Genomic DNA, 17,120 nt, shown 5'->3' on the forward strand with positions numbered 1-17,120 from the left:
AAGAAAAAGTTTTCATGTTATTATTAATACATAAATTAAGAAAATAAATTTCAGAAACGAGGTAATCAAAAAAATGCTAGATAAGGTAAAGGGAAGACTAATAGTATCATGCCAAGCTTTAGAAAATGAACCTCTTCATAGTTCTTTTATAATGAGTAGAATGGCTAGAGCTGCTCAGGAAGGTGGAGCAGTTGGAATTAGAGCTCAAGGAGTTGATGATATTATTGAAATAAAAAAAGTTACTGGACTTCCTGTCATAGGTATTATAAAGAGAAATTACGAAGATTCAGATATATATATAACACCAACTAAAAAAGAAGTAGATGAGCTTTTAACAACAGGATGTGAAATGATAGCACTGGATGCTACTAATAGAGTTAGACCAAACAACGAAGATTTGAAAGAAATTATAAATTATATAAAAGAAAATAATGTTTTAGTAATGGCTGACATTTCAAATTATGATGAAGCTGTTAAGGCACAAGAATACGGTGTAGATTGCGTTTCAACTACATTATCTGGGTATACTCCATATACAGAAACTTTAGATGGTCCAGATTTTGTACTGATGGAAAGACTGGTTAAAGATTTAAAAATACCTGTAATAGCAGAAGGAAAAGTAAATACTCCACAAGATTTAAAAAAAGTATTTGAACTTGGAGTTCATTCATCAGTTGTAGGTTCGGCAATAACAAGACCACAATTGATAACAGAAAAATTTGTTAAAGCAATCGAAATTAATTAAAAATTAATTTATAAATTAAAAATTTATTATATTTAACTATATTTGAAAATTAAAATTGGAGGTAAAGATATGAGAACAACAGATATGAAAGGAATTTATTCAGCATTATTAGTTTCATTTGATAAGGAAGGAAATATAAACGAAAAAGGGTTAAGACAAATAATTAGACATAATATAGATGTTTGTAAAATAGATGGTCTTTATGTAGGTGGAAGTACAGGAGAAAACTTCATGCTTTCAACTGATGAAAAGAAAAAAATATTTGAAATAGCTAAAGATGAAGTGAAAGAAGAAATAAAGTTAATAGCTCAAGTTGGTTCAGTTAATTTAAAAGAAGCTGTAGAACTTGCTAAATTTACAACTGATTTAGGATATGATGCTATAAGTGCTGTTACACCTTTTTACTATAAATTCGATTTTGAAGAAATAAAACATTATTACAATACAATAATAAATTCTGTAGATAATAGATTAATAATATACTCTATACCATTTTTAACTGGTGTTGATATGAGTTTAGATCAATTTGGAGAATTATTTGAAAATGAAAAAATAATAGGTGTTAAGTTTACAGCAGCAGATTTCTACTTATTAGAAAGAATGAGAAAAACATTCCCAAATAAATTAATATTTGCAGGTTTCGATGAAATGATGTTACCAGCTACAGTTTTAGGTGTAGATGGAGCAATTGGTTCTACATTCAATGTAAACGGTGTCAGAGCTAGACAAATATTTGAACTAACTAAGAATGAAAAAATATCAGAAGCACTTGAAGTACAACATGTGACAAATGATTTAATAACAGATATATTAGGAAATGGTCTATATCAAACAATTAAATTACTACTTGAAGAACAAGGTGTTGAAGCTGGATATTGCAGACAACCTATGAAAGAAGCAACTGATGAAATGAAATCAAGAGCGAAAGAAATATACAGAAAGTATTTTTAATAAAAATACTTTTAGTATGGGAGGATTAGTCAAATGGTAGGATTTACTTGGATAGATTTTGCAATACTAGTAGTTTACTTATTGGCAGTTTTATTTGCAGGATTGTTATTTTCAAAGAAGGAAATGAAAGGAAAAGAGTTCTTCAAAGGTGATGGAACTATTCCATGGTGGGTTACATCAGTGTCAATATTTGCCACATTATTAAGCCCAATATCATTTTTATCACTAGCAGGTAATTCTTATGGTGGAACATGGATTTTATGGTTTGCACAATTAGGTATGTTTATAGCTATACCTTTAACAATAAAATTCTTCTTGCCACTATATAGTAGGTTAGAAATAGACACTGCATATGAGTACTTAGAAATGAGATATGAAAGTAAAGGTCTTAGAGTGCTTGGAGCTTTAATGTTTATAATATACCAAATAGGACGTATGTCTATAATAATGTATCTACCATCAGTAGTTTTAGCAGGTCTTACAGGAATACCTGTAAATGTGTTAATAATAGTTATGGGTGTAATAGCAATAATTTATTCATATACAGGTGGATTAAAAGCTGTTTTATGGACTGACTTTATACAAGGTATGGTACTAATAGTAGGTGTTACAGGTACGCTATTCTATCTAATATCAAGTATAAATGGTGGATTTGGAACAGTGATGGATACTCTTACAAGTGGTCATAAATTCTTAGCAACAAATGAAGTTATGTTTGATAAAAATATACTATCTACAAGTGCATTTATAATATTTGTTGGAGCTGGTCTTAATACTTTTTCATCATATGTATCAAGTCAAGATATAGTTCAAAGATTTACTACAACAACTGATATAAAACAACTTAACAAAATGACATATGGAAATGGTGTTTTATCAATGGGACTTGCAACAGTATTTTATCTAATTGGAACTTGTTTATTTATATACTATACTCAAAACCCAGATTTAGCTCAAACAGTTCAACAAGACCAAGTATTTGCATCATATATAGCTTATGAATTACCAGTAGGTATAACAGGAATACTACTTGCAGCAATATATGCAGCATCTCAATCAACTTTATCAACAGGACTTAATTCAGTTGCTACAAGTTGGACTTTAGATATACAAACTATTATAACAAAAGATATGAGTATGGAAAGACAAACTAAGGTAGCACAATATATATCATTGGGAGTAGGTATACTTTCTATAGTTGTTGCAATAATCTTAGCAAATGGAGAGATAAAGTCAGCATATGAATGGTTCAATAGTTTTATGGGTCTAGTTTTAGGAGTTTTAGCAGGAATATTTGTACTTGGTGCGTTTTGTAAAAGAGCAACTAAAATGGGAGCATATGTTGGATTTGCAGTATCAGCAATTTTAGTTGTTTATCTAAAATACAGAGTACCAGAAGTAACTTCTTGGGCTTATTCTCTAATAACAATAACTACTTCTGTAGTAGTAGGAACAGTATTTAGTGCAATAGAATCTAAAGTTAAAGCAAAAGTATATTTACCAAAAGCTGAAACTACAGTTTATTATGAAAAATAATATAGAATTTAAATAAGAAATTATCTTATAGAGTGACTAGATTAGAGTGATTAGATATATAAATAATCTAGTTACTCTATAAGAATGTATAAAGAACTTTATATGTAAAAAATTTGAAAGTAGAATGTATTTAAAATTATATAGGGAGATAGTGCTTATGATATTTGGAAGTATAAATCATAGTAAGACATATTCAACATTACATGAAGATTTGCTTAAGTGTTTTGAATATGCTAAAGAAAATTCATTGATAGATTACGAAAAAGGGACTCATACAATAGATGGTGATGACATCTTTGTAAATATCGTTGAGTATAAAACTTGTGAAAAAGAAGAAAGATTCTGGGAAGCTCATAAGAAATATATAGATGTACACTTGATGCTAGATGGATGTGAAAGAATAGATTTGAATTTTATAGAAAATCTAGAGCAAAAGACATATGAGGAAGATGGTGACTTTCTACCTCTTGATGGACAAAATAATGGATATGTTGAACTTAGAAAAGGTGATTTCCTAGTATGTTATCCAGAAGATGCACATATGACAGCAATAAAAGTTTCAGAAAAAGAAAATATCAAAAAAGCTATTTTTAAGGTTTTGGTTAGATAATGAAAATTTATATAACCGCTAAGGCTGAAAATAGTGATTTAACTTTCAGCGATTAGTGAGATTTCGTAAATTTTAGTTAGATTACTATTTTCAGCCTTAGTTTTTTATAGGAAAGTTTAAATAGACATTAAAAAGTTTAGAATTGTATAGAGGAGTTAATTTATGGATAATATAGATGTATTTTTATTAATAGGACAAAGTAATGCTAGAGGTTTGGGAAATCCAAAAGACAGTGTTATTCCAAATGAGAATTGTTTTGAATACTTAAGTACTGACGAGATTATAAACATGAGATGTGAATTAGAGACTTCTGAAGGGGATGGGACTATAGCACCTGCATTTTCAAATGAGTGGAATAGACTTACTGGTAATAAAGTTTGTTTTATACACAATGCAAAGGATGGGTCAAGAATAAAAAATTGGAATCATGATAATAACTGGTTTTTAGATGATACTATAGAAAAGTTTAATGCAGGGTGTAATACTTTAAGCAAGGATTATAAAATATCAAATAAATATGCTATTTGGATTCAAGGTGAAAGTGATGCAAAATATGGTAGTGGTGTTTTATACTATAAAGAGAGTCTAAAAAAAATTGCATATAGACTTAAGGAAGAATGTATGATTGATAAAATGTTTGTTAGTTTAACTGGTTATTGGCTTGGAGAAGATGAATATTTTGTTAGAACAAGACGAATTGCAGCAGCGCAAGAATTTGCTTGTAATGAGTGTGACATATTAAGTATAGGAAGTAAAATTGCTATGAAATTTCATGATCAAGGTCTAACTATTGATGATGTACATTATAGTCAAGAAGGTCTTAATATGTTAGGAGAAGATTTATGTAAGAATATTTATAAATATCATATAACTGAGGAAAAAATTATATTAAAGGATACCATAGATTTATCAGAAGCGAGAAAATATATCTATGAGTTAGAAAAAATAAATAAAAAATTCATGTAATATAAAGTTTTAATTAGTAATATTGGTTATAAAAATAATTTGTATGGAGATATGTTATGAAAAATTACGTTTGTATAGATATTGGAGGTACTTCAATAAAATATGGATTTATTAGAGAAGATGGGTTAATAATCGATAAATCAAGTTTAGATACTGAAGCAAAAGAAAAAGGTGGACCAGGAATATTATCTAAAATAAAGAAAATAGTTAAAAAATATATGAAAGAAAATAATATTGATGGGATATGTATATCAACTGCAGGTATGGTTGACCCAATTGAAGGTAAGATAGTATTTGCGTTAGAAGAATTAATTCCAAACTATAAAGGTATGGAATTAAAGAAAGAGATAGAAAAAGAATTTAATATAAAATGTGAAGTTGAAAATGATGTTAATTGTGCTGGTCTTGGTGAAATGTGGCTTGGAGCAGGTAAGGAAGCAACTTCTTCTATCTGTATGACAATAGGTACTGGTATTGGTGGTTGTGTTATAATAAATAATAAGCTTATAAATGGATTTAGTAATAGTGCTGGTGAAGTAGGATATATGAATATGAATGGAAGTACTTTTCAAGAGTTGGCATCAACTAGTAGCTTGGTAAAAAAATTAGCAAAAATAAAAAATATGGATGAAAATGACCTAAATGGGAAAATAATTTTTGATTTAGCAAAGAATAATGACGAAGATTGTTTAAAAGAATTGGATAATATGATAAAATCATTAGCAATTGGTATTGCAAATATATGTTATGTAATAAATCCAGAAGTTGTAATTTTAGGTGGCGGAATAATGGCACAAGAAGAATTTCTAAAACCTAAAATAGATAGAGCGTTAAAGGAGATTCTTATAGAAAGAGTTTATAAAAATACTAATATAGAATTTGCAAAGAGACAAAATGATGCAGGTATGCTTGGGGCATTATATAATTTTTTAAACAAAATATAGAGAATAGAAGGTTTTTTAATGAGTATTTTAGAACAATTAGAATCACCAACTTTTAAAGTCACAAAGTCAGATAAATTACTGATAGCTTATATAAAAGAAAATATAGAGGATGTATTTTATAAACCAATATCACAAATTGCTAAAGAGAGTAATATTGGTGAAGCAACTATAACTAGATTTGTTAAAAAAATGAAGTTTAATGGGTTGCAAGACTTTAAAGTTACTTTAGCACAAGAAATATCAAGTAGTAATAAAAAAAATATTATAAATAAGAATATACAAAATGATGAGCCAGCTTTAGATACAGCCAAGAAACTTTTAAACTCAAATATAACTACTTTAGAGAATACTGTTGAGATAATCAATAGTGTAGATGTTCATGATTGTGCAAGACTTATAATAAATGCTAAAAAAGTTTACTTTATAGGTATTGGATATTCAGGAATAATAGCACAAGATTCAAACTATAAGTTTATGAGAATTGGACTTAATTGTGTAAGTTTTGATAGTAGTCATACTATGATAATGATGTCTTCTATAATGGAAGAAGGAGATTTAATAGTTGCAATTTCTCATTCTGGCGAAACTGAAGAAATTATAAAAACTGTAAAACTTGCGAGAGCTAATAATGCTAAAATTATATCTATTACTGAAAATAAAAATTCTGAATTGAAGGATATTTCAGATGTGCACTTATCTTATGTATCAGGGGAAACTGTATTGGAAACAGGTTCAATATCTTCTAAATTAGCACAATTTTTTATTATTGATTTAGTATATACACAGGTAGTAAAAGAGCTTTCAAATGAAGCTATTGAAAGAAAAATCAAGACTACAAATGCTATAAAACTGTTTAAAAATGAATAAAATCAGATATTTGTAATACTTTATGTGGTTTTCTTAAAAATTTAGTAATGGGGAGATTTTACATGTCTAAATTAAAAGACTATGATATTGACAAAGTAATGCTTTTTAATAATTTATGTAGTGAAACTAAGAATCAACTTAAAGAAAAAGCTAAACTAAAAAGATTACAAAGAAAAGAAATTTTATTTTATGAAAAAGAACAATTAGACAGGGTATATGTACTTTTAGATGGGAAAGTATCTATTTTTAAGATAAGCGAAAATGGCGAGAGAAAGGTGATTTTTATATTAAATAATGGAGAAATTATAAATGACATTACCTTTGATTTTACTAAGAATTCTGCTGTTGGATGTGAGGCATTTGAAAATTCAATTGTGTTTTATTATAGTATTGAAGAATTTACAGAAATTATGAAAAATGATTTTCAGCTTACAAAAGATATTATTTCTTATATGGAGAGAAGGACAAGACGTTTATATAGACAGTTAAAAAATTCAATATCTATAAAAGTAGACAAGAAATTAGCAGCAAAATTATATAGATTAAGTAAAGAATTTGGAGTTTGTTGTGGAGAATGGACATTATTAAATGTAAATCTTACAGTTACATACTTAGCAGATATGCTTGGTTGTAAAAGAGAGACAGTTTCTAGAATGATAAAAGTATTGCAAAAAGAAGAACTTATAAAGATTGATAATAAAGGTTTTTATGTAAAAGAGAGCGAGCTATCAAAATACTTTAAAAATAATTAATTATAATTAAATAAAGGTATTATTAAGAGAATCTATGTATAGATTCTTTTTTATTTATCTAAAATGGTAATATTTACCTTAAGTTTATTGAAACAGCTGAGTTCTGATAGTATAATTAATTTAATATGAACAGTAAATATACAGATGTTGACACAGCTTCTATGCGCAGAAAGGGATGTATCAAAATGAAAAATAAAAAATTCATAGGTTATGCTTTAGGTTTGATTTTTATATGTGTATTTGTGATGTTTTCTCTTTGGGATTTTACCTATAATGTTAATTCACTAGTAGAAAAAAGCAAAAAGATGCATTTAGAAGAGTTATCATTGCAAAGTTCAAATACTATAAATGTTAAGCTTAATTCACTAACAAAGTTTATAAATAGTATTTCTAAAGTTATTTCAGAGTCAGAGGGTATGAAGAAAGAAGATATAATGAAATTATTAAATGATGTATCAAAGGAATCTGATTTTGAAAAAATCTACATTGCATATCCAGATGGTACAGCCTATACAGGTGATGGAAAGGTCTATAATATATCGCAACATAGCTATTTTAAGAAGGCAATGAAAGGGGAAAGCAATATTTCAGAAATCATAAAATCATCTGTTAACAATGAAAATAGTTTTATAGTAGCGTCTCCTATGTACAAAAATGGTGAAGTGATTGGAGTTCTGTATGGTTCTTATTATACAAGTAAATTAAGTGAATTTATAGATGTGACTAGTTTTAATGGAGAAGGGAGTACATATATATTTGAAAAGTCAGGAAATCTTGTCTTAAAATCTACTCCAGGAAAAACTGATGATGCCATAGATAATGTTAGTGGTTTTTTTGATTTTATTTATATTGGAGAAAATTACAGTTATAAAAACTTTATTGAAGATATATCAAATGAGAAAAGTGGATTTTTAGAATATAAATTTGAAGGAAAAGAGGAATATGCCACGTATACTCCAGTTGGTATAAATGATTGGTATGTATTGTCTTTTATTCCAAAGACTTTAATAGTGAAAGAGATTTCTAAGATAAATAAACTTGCAATTATATTAACAACTAAAAACTTCATAGCACTTTCAGTTTTGATTTTAATTGTATTTTATAAAGAGAAAAAATCCAAAGGAAAGCTTGTAAAAGCAAATTTAGAGATATCTTCACTAACTAACAATATACCAGGTGGTGTTTTTAAATGTAGTGTAGGTGAAAAATATGAATTTGTGTTTTTAAGTGATGGATTTATTGACCTGTTTGAATATACTAAAGAAGAGATAAAATCTATGTTTAATAATAATTTTTATGATGTAATTTATAAAGATGATGTAGATAGAGTGAAAAGGGAATTTGCACTTCAAATATTAGAATCAAAAGTAGTTGAAATAGAGTATCGAATGATTACTAAGAGTGGTAATTTTGTGTGGGTTGTAAATAAGTGTGAGCTAATAAAAGATTCTGATGGAAAAGAGTATTTCTACTGTGTGTTGGTTGATGTAACAGATTTAAAAAGAGCAGAAGAAGAACTTAAGATTAATGAAGAAAGGCTTAGAATAGCCTTATCCAAGACATCTAACATAGTATTTGACTATTATGTGCATACAAAATCTATACATATCTCTAGTGATATCTCTTTAATATATGGAGTACAAAAAAATATTGAAAATGGTATAGAATATTTTATAGATTCTGGGATAATACATCCTGACTTTGTTGATGTGTTTAAAGAATCTTTTAACAAAATAGAAAAAGGTGAAGAAAGTGTAGTATCTGTAATAAAAACAAAACTAGTCAATGGGAAATATATATGGAATAGAATGACTCTAACTAATCTATTTAATGGAGCAGAAATTCCAATTAGAGCGATAGGTCTATTAGAAGATATAAATGAGCAAAAAAAAGCTGAAATGCAATATAATCAAGAAGAACAATATAGAAAAGCTATGTTGTCTGAAGCAATTGCTATATATGAAATTAATTTTTCTCAAGATAAATTTATATCAAGCAATATAAAGCCTAATAATAATTTAGGTTTAAGAACTACTGGAAAATATTCTGAAGTAATGGAGGATATTGTTGACGATATAGTTTTTATTTCAGATAGGGAAAACTTTAAAAAAGTATTTTATTATGAAAATATCTTAGATTCATATAATAAGGGAGTAAATGAGTTAAAGTTAGAGTATCGAAGATATGACAATGATGGTAAGATTTTGTGGGAACTTTGTACAATGCATTTACTTAAAGACCCACAAAGTAATAAACTTAAAGGATTTGCGTACATTAAAGATATAGATAAACAGAAAAAAGAAGAGATTGAGCTTAAATTTAAAGCTGAACGTGATATATTAACAGGAATTTATAATAAAGGTACAACTGAAACTCTAATAAAGAGGTTTTTAAGTTTAGACAAGGCTAAAGAAAGTAGTCATGCATTTTTTATTATTGATTTAGATGATTTCAAAGCCATTAATGATAATTTAGGACATGTCTTTGGTGATAAAGTTTTAGTTGAAGTCTCAAAAAAATTGACTTCTATTTTTAGAGAAGATGATATAATTGGACGTATTGGTGGAGATGAATTTGTAGTTTTCATAAAAAATATGAAGAATATGAAATTTATTGAAAACAAAGCGATTGAGTTATGTAATGCATTTAGAAATTATTATACTGGAGTAAATAAGTCATATAAAGTTTCTTGTAGTATTGGAATATCTATTATGCCAAATCATGGAACAACTTTTATTGAATTATATGAAAAAGCAGATAAAGCTCTTTATTATTCAAAAAAACAAGGAAAAGATAGATTTATTATATTTAATGACTCTATTTAAAGTTTAAATGCAAATGGAGGGTTTAAATATTTAAATAGAAAGAATATTAAGTTAAATAAGAATACTTTAACTATCTTGATATGATTTAGTTATAAATGGAGGAATACTATGAATGGAAAATATAGATTTACTATTACTATGGTTATTTTTTTACTTATATTAAATACATCATTTGTTTTAGCCGCTTCTGAGAAAGAAAAAGTGAGAGTTGGATATTGGCCTAGTTATGGAATTTCTATTACAAAAGATGGTCAGTTATATGGATATACATATGATTATATGAATGAAATAGCTAAAATAAATAATTGGAAATTAGAATATATACCTTGTGGATGGGGTCAAGGTCTAGAAATGCTTAAAGAGGGACAAATTGATATATTTGGAGCATTGCAAAAGGATGAAGAACGTGAAAAATACTATGATTATACGAATTTAAATTTTGGATATGAATATGGAGCATTGTATGTGAACTCCAAAAACAATACAATATCTTATAATAATCTAAAAGAGATTGATGGAAAAGTAGTAGGTACAGTTTCAGATAATCATTTTAAAAGTGTATTTGATGAATACTGTAAAAAAAATAAAATATCTGTAAAATATAAGTACATAGAAGGTGCAGAAGAACTTCAAAGAGAACTTGAAAAAGGAACCATTGATATGATACTTACAGGAAGCATTAGAGATATACCAAATACAAAGGTAGTATTACGTTTTTCATCAGAGCCTGTCTATTATGCAACAACTAAGGGAAACAAAAAAATACTAGATGGTTTGAATTATGCATTAAATGAGATTAAGCGAGAAGATATATATTATGATGGTAATTTATTTAATAAACATTATAAAGATACTGCAATAGCCACAGAAGTATTTACTTTGGAGGAAAAAGAATATATAAAGAAACATCCTATAATAAAAGTTGTATCAGGCCCTGATACATCACCACTATCTTTTTATGATAAAAATACAAATTCCTACAAAGGTATATCAATAGATATATTAAAATCAATTTCAAATAACTCAGGTTTAAAGTTTGAGTATATAAAGGTAGATAATTTTTCTGAAGGTTTAAAAATGGTTGAAAATGGTGAGGTAGATATCTGTGCAAATATGTTTATGTCACGGAGTACTGAGTTAGAGCATAATATTGTATTTACTGATGGATACCTTGAAACTACTATGTTAGGTTTGGCAAAAAATGATATTAGAATGAATGAAAAAACTAAGGTAGCAATGATTAAATGGACAGGTATAGAATCATTCGTAAAAGAATATTATCCAAATCAAGAAGTAAGTTTTTATCCAAATGCTAGTAAATGTATTGAAGCTGTCAAGAAAGAAGAATGTGATGTATTTATAGGAAGCAACTATATACTAAATAATATAATTAATACTGAAGAATTTGATGAGCTTATGTTTATGCCAATAAAAAATCAAGTCGTGGATATTGGAATAGGGGTTTCTGGAAAAGCAAATCCTGCATTGTTGTCAATACTCAACAAATCTATTAATAGAGTTACAGAAGAAGAGGTTGCAATTGCAATTACAGGTAGTACAAAGTACTTAGAACATAAGGTCACTCTATTAGATTTTATACAGCATAATATTATGGCATTTGTTTTAATAATATCATTTCTTATATTTATAGTTTTTGGAATATTTATTGTAAATTATAAGATACAAATGAATAAATTAAAAAAGATAGCATATGTTGATGAAGTAACAGGCATAAGGAGTTTACTAAAATTTAAAATTGATGCTAACAAGCTTTTTGAGAAATATGGAACAGATAACTTTGTTATATATTATATCAATATAGATAAATTTAAATATATAAATGATATGTTTGGTTTTGAATTTGGAGATAATATTTTAAAATACATAGCAAAAAAAATAGGTGAAAATGTTTTTAAGGATGAAATATATGCAAGGTTATCAGACGATAGATTTATTGTAATGACTAAAAAAAGTAATATAGAAAATTTAAGAAAAAGAGCAAATGATTTTTTTGAGATTGTCAATAATGATAAAAAAAATACATTTAAAATAGATATAATACTTAAATGTGGAGCATATTTAATTGATAAAGAAGATGTAAATATTGATGTAATGATTGATAGAGCTAAGATAGCTTGCCAAACAATAGAAACCAATTATAAAAGTAAAGTTGCTTTTTATGATGATAAAATAAGGATTTCTATACTTCATGAAAAAGAAATTGAAAATAATATGGATAATGCACTTTTAAATAAAGAATTTGTAGTTTATTTGCAACCTAAAATTAACCTTATAACAGAGGAGGTTGTAGGTGCAGAGGCTCTTGTTCGTTGGATTCATCCAATTAAAGGAACTATACCACCTAATGATTTTATTCCACTATTTGAGAAAAATGGATTTATAGAAAAACTTGATTTGTATGTTTGGGATAATATATTTAGTACAATGTCAAAATGGATAAAAAATGGAATAAAGCCACAACCAATTTCTATAAATGTATCAAGAATTCATTTAAATAATAGAAATATAGTAACTAGTTTAAAATCTTTAATAAATAAGCATAATATACCAGCACATCTAATAGAACTTGAGTTAACAGAAAGTTTATTTTTGTCAAATATAAGTATGATTTTAGATATTTTAAATGATTTACATGATATTGGATTTATCGTATCTATGGACGATTTTGGAAGTGGATATTCTTCGCTCAGTCTTTTGAAAAAATTGCCAATTGATGTATTGAAGATTGATAGAGAATTCTTAAATGAGACAATTACATCTGTACGTGGAGAAAAGGTTATAAAGAATATAATTACATTAGGTAAGGATTTAGATATGCTAATTGTAGCTGAAGGAATAGAAACTGAAGGTCAATTAAATTTATTAAAAAATGCAGGTTGTGATATTGGACAAGGATTTTACTTTGCAAGACCTATGGATATAGAAGCTTTTGAAAAGCTTGTATTTAAAAGAATAGATTTTTAATTTAAAGTTATAAATAATAAAAAAATATTACTAGAGCTGAATAAGCTATAGTAATATTTTTTTTATTATTTTTAAAACTGTGATAATTATCACAGAAGTATCTAAAAGAAAGTGTTAAGATTTAAACAAGATAATAAGCAAGCAAAACTAAAATATAAGAAAGGTGATAAAAATGAAATTAAAATTAGATTCATCCAAATTCAATGAAGGTCTGAATTCCCTAAAAAAAGACTACAAAATATTTGCACCAGTCATAATGCCATTTAAAGGTACTTTTTCAGATACTGACATGATAAGATACAAGGAAGTAAGCACTTTTGAAGAAATGGAATTTGCTCAAAAATCAAACTTTTCACCAAAAGAAGTAGTGCTTCCTATCAATCAAGTCTTATTTTACTTTACTGAAAAAGAATTTAAGGAAAGCGATTTAGACAATAAAAAGATTTTAATTTTTCTAAGAGCTTGTGACATAAATGGAATAAAGAGACTCGATGAAATATATTTAAATAATGGAGAAGAAAAAGATTATTTTTATAAACATATTAGAGAAAAAATAAAATTTGCACTTGTAGGATGTAAAGAGAGTTTTAGAAATTGTTTTTGTGTAAGTATGGATTCTAATAAAACTGATAACTATTCACTTGGATTGAATATAGAAGGAGAAAAATTGTACTTAGATATAAAAGACAATGAATTTGAAGTGTTTAATGGAGAGCCAGCAGAATTTGATGTTAGTCATGTAACGGAAAATTTAATTTCTGTAGATGTACCAGAAAATATTGATTCTAATGAGATGATAGGAAATCCAATATGGGATGAATATGACACAAGATGTATTGGATGTGGAAGATGTAATTTTGTATGTCCGACATGCTCATGCTTTACAATGCAGGATATTTTTTATAAGGAAAATGAAAATGTAGGAGAAAGAAGAAGAGTTTGGGCTTCATGTCAAGTAGATGGATATACAGATATAGCAGGTGGAAATTCTTTCAGAAAAAAACAAGGAGAAAGAATGAGATTTAAAACTATGCATAAAATAAATGATTTCAAAAAAAGATTTGGATATAACATGTGTGTTGGGTGTGGAAGATGTGATGATGCCTGTCCACAATATATATCATTTTCAAAATGTATAGAAAAAATAAATGATTTAGTAACTAGTAAGGAGGAGATATAAATGAACTCATATATACCAGTAAGTGCAAAAATACTAGATATAGTTAAACATACTGATAAAGAATGGACATTTAAAGTGAATTGCAATACAAAAGGGGTACTGCCTGGAAAATTCTATGAAATATCTATACCTAAATATGGTGAAAGTCCAATATCAGTATCAGGATATGGAGAAGATTATATTGACTTTACAATAAGAAATGTAGGTAAAGTTACTAGTGAACTATTCAATTATAAAGAAGGGGATTCGTTTTTTATAAGAGGACCTTATGGAAATGGATTTGATGTATCTTTATATGAAGGAAGAGAAATCGTAGTAGTAGCAGGAGGGAGTGCATTAGCTCCTGTAAGAGGAATAGTTGAATATTTTTATAACAACAAAGATAAGTGTGAAAAGTTTAAATTAATAGTAGGATTCAAATCACCAAAAGATGTCCTATTTGCAGACGACTTAAAAAGATGGAATGAAAAACTAGATGTTTTAGTTACTGTGGATGGAGCGGATGATGGCTATAGTGGAAATGTAGGGTTAGTAACAAAGTATATCCCAGATTTAGATATAAAAGATATAAATAATACTTCTGCAATTGTAGTTGGTCCTCCAATGATGATGAAATTTACAGTAGGAGAGTTTTTAAAAAGAGATTTAGACGAAAAAAATATTTGGGTTTCTTATGAAAGAAAAATGTGTTGTGGAATAGGAAAATGTGGACACTGTAAGATGGATGATACTTATATATGTTTAGATGGACCAGTATTTGATTATTCATATGCTAAAAATCTTATTGATTAGGGGGTGGAGTTTGTGATAAGAGATTTAAATACTAAAAAAGTAATGAAAAATGCTTACAGAATTACAAAAACAAAATATAAAACTTCTTTAAGAGTTAGAGTACCAGGAGGTCTTATTGACCCTGAAAGTTTAATCACAGTTTCTAAGATTGCAAATGAATATGGTAATGGTCAGATACACATAACTACAAGACAGGGATTTGAAATCTTAGGAATAGATATGGAAGACATGGAAGAAATAAACAATATCATACAACCTGTTATTGAAAAGATGAATATAAATCAAAATGAGAAAAATGCAGGTTATCCAGCAGCAGGTACGAGAAATATAGCTGCCTGTATAGGTAATAAAGTCTGTCCAAAAGCGCAGTATAATACAACTGAATTTGCAAAAAAAATAGAAAAAGCAATCTTTCCAAATGACTTACATTTTAAAGTAGCCTTAACTGGATGTCAAAATGACTGTATAAAAGCTAGAATGAATGATTTTGGAATTATAGGAATGACATTGCCACTATATGAAAAAGATAGATGTGTGAATTGTGGAGCGTGTGTAAAAAAATGTTCAAAATTATCTGTTGGGGCGTTAAAAACAGAAAATAATAAAGTAGTAAGAGATGGAGATAAGTGCATAGGTTGTGGAGAATGTGTACTGAATTGCCCAACAAATGCATGGACTAGAGATGAAAAAAAATACTATAGATTAGCTATAATGGGTAGAACAGGGAAGAAAAATCCAAGACTAGCAGAAGATTTTCTTTTATGGGCAGATGAAGACAACATAATAAAAATAATACTTAATACTTACAAATATGTAGAAAAGTATATAGATAAAGACGCACCAGGAGGGAAAGAGCATATAGGATATATAATTGACAGGACTGGATTCATGGAATTTAAAAAATGGGCACTTGAAGGTGTACAATTTGAAGAAATAACTAAAGTACATGAAAATATATACTGGAGTGGAGTTAAATATCTATAATTAATAAAAACATATATTTAAATAAATTATAAATTTAATAGAAGGAAGAGGGAATTATGCATAAAGAAACTTTGGATAAATTAACTAATGCAGCTATAAATAAAATAAATTTATTAAATACAAGTAAGATAAAATATTTAGTGTCTTCTGCTTTTGCAGGACTTTATGTAGGTATTGGTATACTTTTGATATTTACTATTGGAGGAATTTTGACAGATGCAGGTTCTCCTATGACAAAGATAATGATGGGATTATCGTTTGCAGTAGCACTTAGTTTAGTTGTAATGACAGGAACAGAATTGTTTACTGGAAATAATATGGTAATGTCTGCAGGTATGCTAAATAAAGGGGTAAGTATAAAAGATACTTCTAAAATATGGATATACAGTTGGGTAGGAAATTTAATAGGAGCTTTGATTTTAGGTATAATGTTTGTAGGAACTGGTTTAGTAGATAAAGGTCCTGTAGAAGAATTTTTTGCAACTACAGCAGCAGCCAAAGCATCTATGCCGTTTATGTCTCTTTTCTTTAGAGGAGTTTTGTGTAATATTTTAGTTTGTGTCTCAGTTTTATGTTCATTTAGAACTAATAACGATAGTGCAAAAATAATTATGATATTCCTATGTTTATTTGCTTTCATAACAACAGGGCTTGAACATAGTGTGGCAAATATGACAATCTATAGTGTTTCATTATTTTCTCCAACAATTCAAACAGTTAGTATTGGAGGAGCTATTTATAATTTAGTAGCTGTAACACTTGGAAACATTGTTGGAGGAGCTTTATTTATGGGACTTGGTACTTATATACTAGGTAAAGAAAAAATTAAACAAGTTTGCTAAATAAATCTTACAACGCTCTCAATAAGTACAAATATCGTATTATTGAGAGCGTTGTTTTTAATTTCTAAAAAAATATTTGAAAGAAAAAAAGTATGATAGCATATGAATATATATGATGTATGTGATTATAAAGTTCGTTAA

The 17,120-nt window shown here is 27.6% G+C and carries 14 protein-coding genes; all 14 read left to right on the forward strand.

Translation table 11 applies throughout. The features are described 5' to 3' along the window. The first annotated feature begins 73 nt into the window (after positions 1-73). The 14 genes from KGF46_RS05090 (at position 74) to KGF46_RS05155 (ending at position 16,979) form a co-directional block, all read left to right on the forward strand. Complete coding sequence (locus KGF46_RS05090) at positions 74-745, forward strand: N-acetylmannosamine-6-phosphate 2-epimerase (protein WP_227854522.1); 672 nt, start codon at positions 74-76, stop codon at positions 743-745. Between the two features lie 69 nt (positions 746-814). After that, entirely contained in the window at positions 815-1,696 is an 882-nt protein-coding gene (locus tag KGF46_RS05095; RefSeq protein ID WP_413840264.1) for an N-acetylneuraminate lyase, read from the forward strand. Positions 1,697-1,729: 33 nt separating this feature from the next. Beyond that, positions 1,730-3,232, forward strand: coding sequence for a sodium:solute symporter (locus KGF46_RS05100; protein WP_227828856.1), 1,503 nt, complete (start codon positions 1,730-1,732; stop codon positions 3,230-3,232). 157 nt (positions 3,233-3,389) lie between these two features. After that, positions 3,390-3,842 carry a YhcH/YjgK/YiaL family protein gene (locus KGF46_RS05105; protein WP_227828855.1) on the forward strand — a complete coding sequence of 151 codons (453 nt, stop codon included), beginning with the start codon at positions 3,390-3,392 and terminating at the stop codon, positions 3,840-3,842. A 162-nt stretch (positions 3,843-4,004) separates the two neighbouring features. Further along, positions 4,005-4,808, forward strand: coding sequence for a sialate O-acetylesterase (locus KGF46_RS05110; protein ID WP_227854523.1), 804 nt, complete (start codon positions 4,005-4,007; stop codon positions 4,806-4,808). Between the two features lie 56 nt (positions 4,809-4,864). After that, on the forward strand, positions 4,865-5,752 hold the full coding sequence (locus KGF46_RS05115) for an ROK family protein (protein WP_227861830.1): 888 nt from the start codon (positions 4,865-4,867) through the stop codon (positions 5,750-5,752). A gap of 18 nt (positions 5,753-5,770) precedes the next feature. Beyond that, the gene (locus tag KGF46_RS05120) at positions 5,771-6,619 is read left to right on the forward strand and encodes a MurR/RpiR family transcriptional regulator (RefSeq protein ID WP_227482491.1); all 849 of its coding nucleotides are present in this window, start codon (positions 5,771-5,773) and stop codon (positions 6,617-6,619) included. A 62-nt stretch (positions 6,620-6,681) separates the two neighbouring features. Then, a complete protein-coding gene (locus KGF46_RS05125) occupies positions 6,682-7,371 on the forward strand; it encodes a Crp/Fnr family transcriptional regulator (protein ID WP_227840630.1) in 690 nt (229 codons plus the stop codon). 185 nt (positions 7,372-7,556) lie between these two features. After that, on the forward strand, positions 7,557-10,196 hold the full coding sequence (locus KGF46_RS05130) for a diguanylate cyclase (protein WP_227861831.1): 2,640 nt from the start codon (positions 7,557-7,559) through the stop codon (positions 10,194-10,196). A gap of 108 nt (positions 10,197-10,304) precedes the next feature. After that, on the forward strand, positions 10,305-13,181 hold the full coding sequence (locus KGF46_RS05135; protein WP_227861832.1) for an EAL domain-containing protein: 2,877 nt from the start codon (positions 10,305-10,307) through the stop codon (positions 13,179-13,181). Between the two features lie 172 nt (positions 13,182-13,353). Further along, positions 13,354-14,361: an anaerobic sulfite reductase subunit AsrA gene (gene asrA / locus KGF46_RS05140; protein ID WP_227828849.1), complete on the forward strand. Its 1,008-nt coding sequence runs from the start codon at positions 13,354-13,356 to the stop codon at positions 14,359-14,361. Next, a complete protein-coding gene (gene asrB / locus KGF46_RS05145; protein ID WP_227828848.1) occupies positions 14,362-15,153 on the forward strand; it encodes an anaerobic sulfite reductase subunit AsrB in 792 nt (263 codons plus the stop codon). A gap of 12 nt (positions 15,154-15,165) precedes the next feature. Further along, positions 15,166-16,137, forward strand: coding sequence for a sulfite reductase subunit C (gene asrC / locus KGF46_RS05150; protein ID WP_227854526.1), 972 nt, complete (start codon positions 15,166-15,168; stop codon positions 16,135-16,137). A 56-nt stretch (positions 16,138-16,193) separates the two neighbouring features. Further along, positions 16,194-16,979: a formate/nitrite transporter family protein gene (locus KGF46_RS05155; protein ID WP_227861833.1), complete on the forward strand. Its 786-nt coding sequence runs from the start codon at positions 16,194-16,196 to the stop codon at positions 16,977-16,979. The last annotated feature ends 141 nt before the right edge of the window (positions 16,980-17,120 follow it).

It is taken from the genome of Clostridioides sp. ZZV14-6153 (assembly GCF_020657855.1).
Lineage (GTDB): Bacteria > Bacillota > Clostridia > Peptostreptococcales > Peptostreptococcaceae > Clostridioides.

Coding starts and splice junctions, on each gene's coding strand:
- KGF46_RS05090 (WP_227854522.1), top strand. CDS start 74: ATGCTAGATAAGGTAAAGGGAAGACTAATAGTATCATGCCAAGCTTTA.
- KGF46_RS05095 (WP_413840264.1), top strand. CDS start 815: ATGAGAACAACAGATATGAAAGGAATTTATTCAGCATTATTAGTTTCA.
- KGF46_RS05100 (WP_227828856.1), top strand. CDS start 1,730: ATGGTAGGATTTACTTGGATAGATTTTGCAATACTAGTAGTTTACTTA.
- KGF46_RS05105 (WP_227828855.1), top strand. CDS start 3,390: ATGATATTTGGAAGTATAAATCATAGTAAGACATATTCAACATTACAT.
- KGF46_RS05110 (WP_227854523.1), top strand. CDS start 4,005: ATGGATAATATAGATGTATTTTTATTAATAGGACAAAGTAATGCTAGA.
- KGF46_RS05115 (WP_227861830.1), top strand. CDS start 4,865: ATGAAAAATTACGTTTGTATAGATATTGGAGGTACTTCAATAAAATAT.
- KGF46_RS05120 (WP_227482491.1), top strand. CDS start 5,771: ATGAGTATTTTAGAACAATTAGAATCACCAACTTTTAAAGTCACAAAG.
- KGF46_RS05125 (WP_227840630.1), top strand. CDS start 6,682: ATGTCTAAATTAAAAGACTATGATATTGACAAAGTAATGCTTTTTAAT.
- KGF46_RS05130 (WP_227861831.1), top strand. CDS start 7,557: ATGAAAAATAAAAAATTCATAGGTTATGCTTTAGGTTTGATTTTTATA.
- KGF46_RS05135 (WP_227861832.1), top strand. CDS start 10,305: ATGAATGGAAAATATAGATTTACTATTACTATGGTTATTTTTTTACTT.
- asrA (WP_227828849.1), top strand. CDS start 13,354: ATGAAATTAAAATTAGATTCATCCAAATTCAATGAAGGTCTGAATTCC.
- asrB (WP_227828848.1), top strand. CDS start 14,362: ATGAACTCATATATACCAGTAAGTGCAAAAATACTAGATATAGTTAAA.
- KGF46_RS05155 (WP_227861833.1), top strand. CDS start 16,194: ATGCATAAAGAAACTTTGGATAAATTAACTAATGCAGCTATAAATAAA.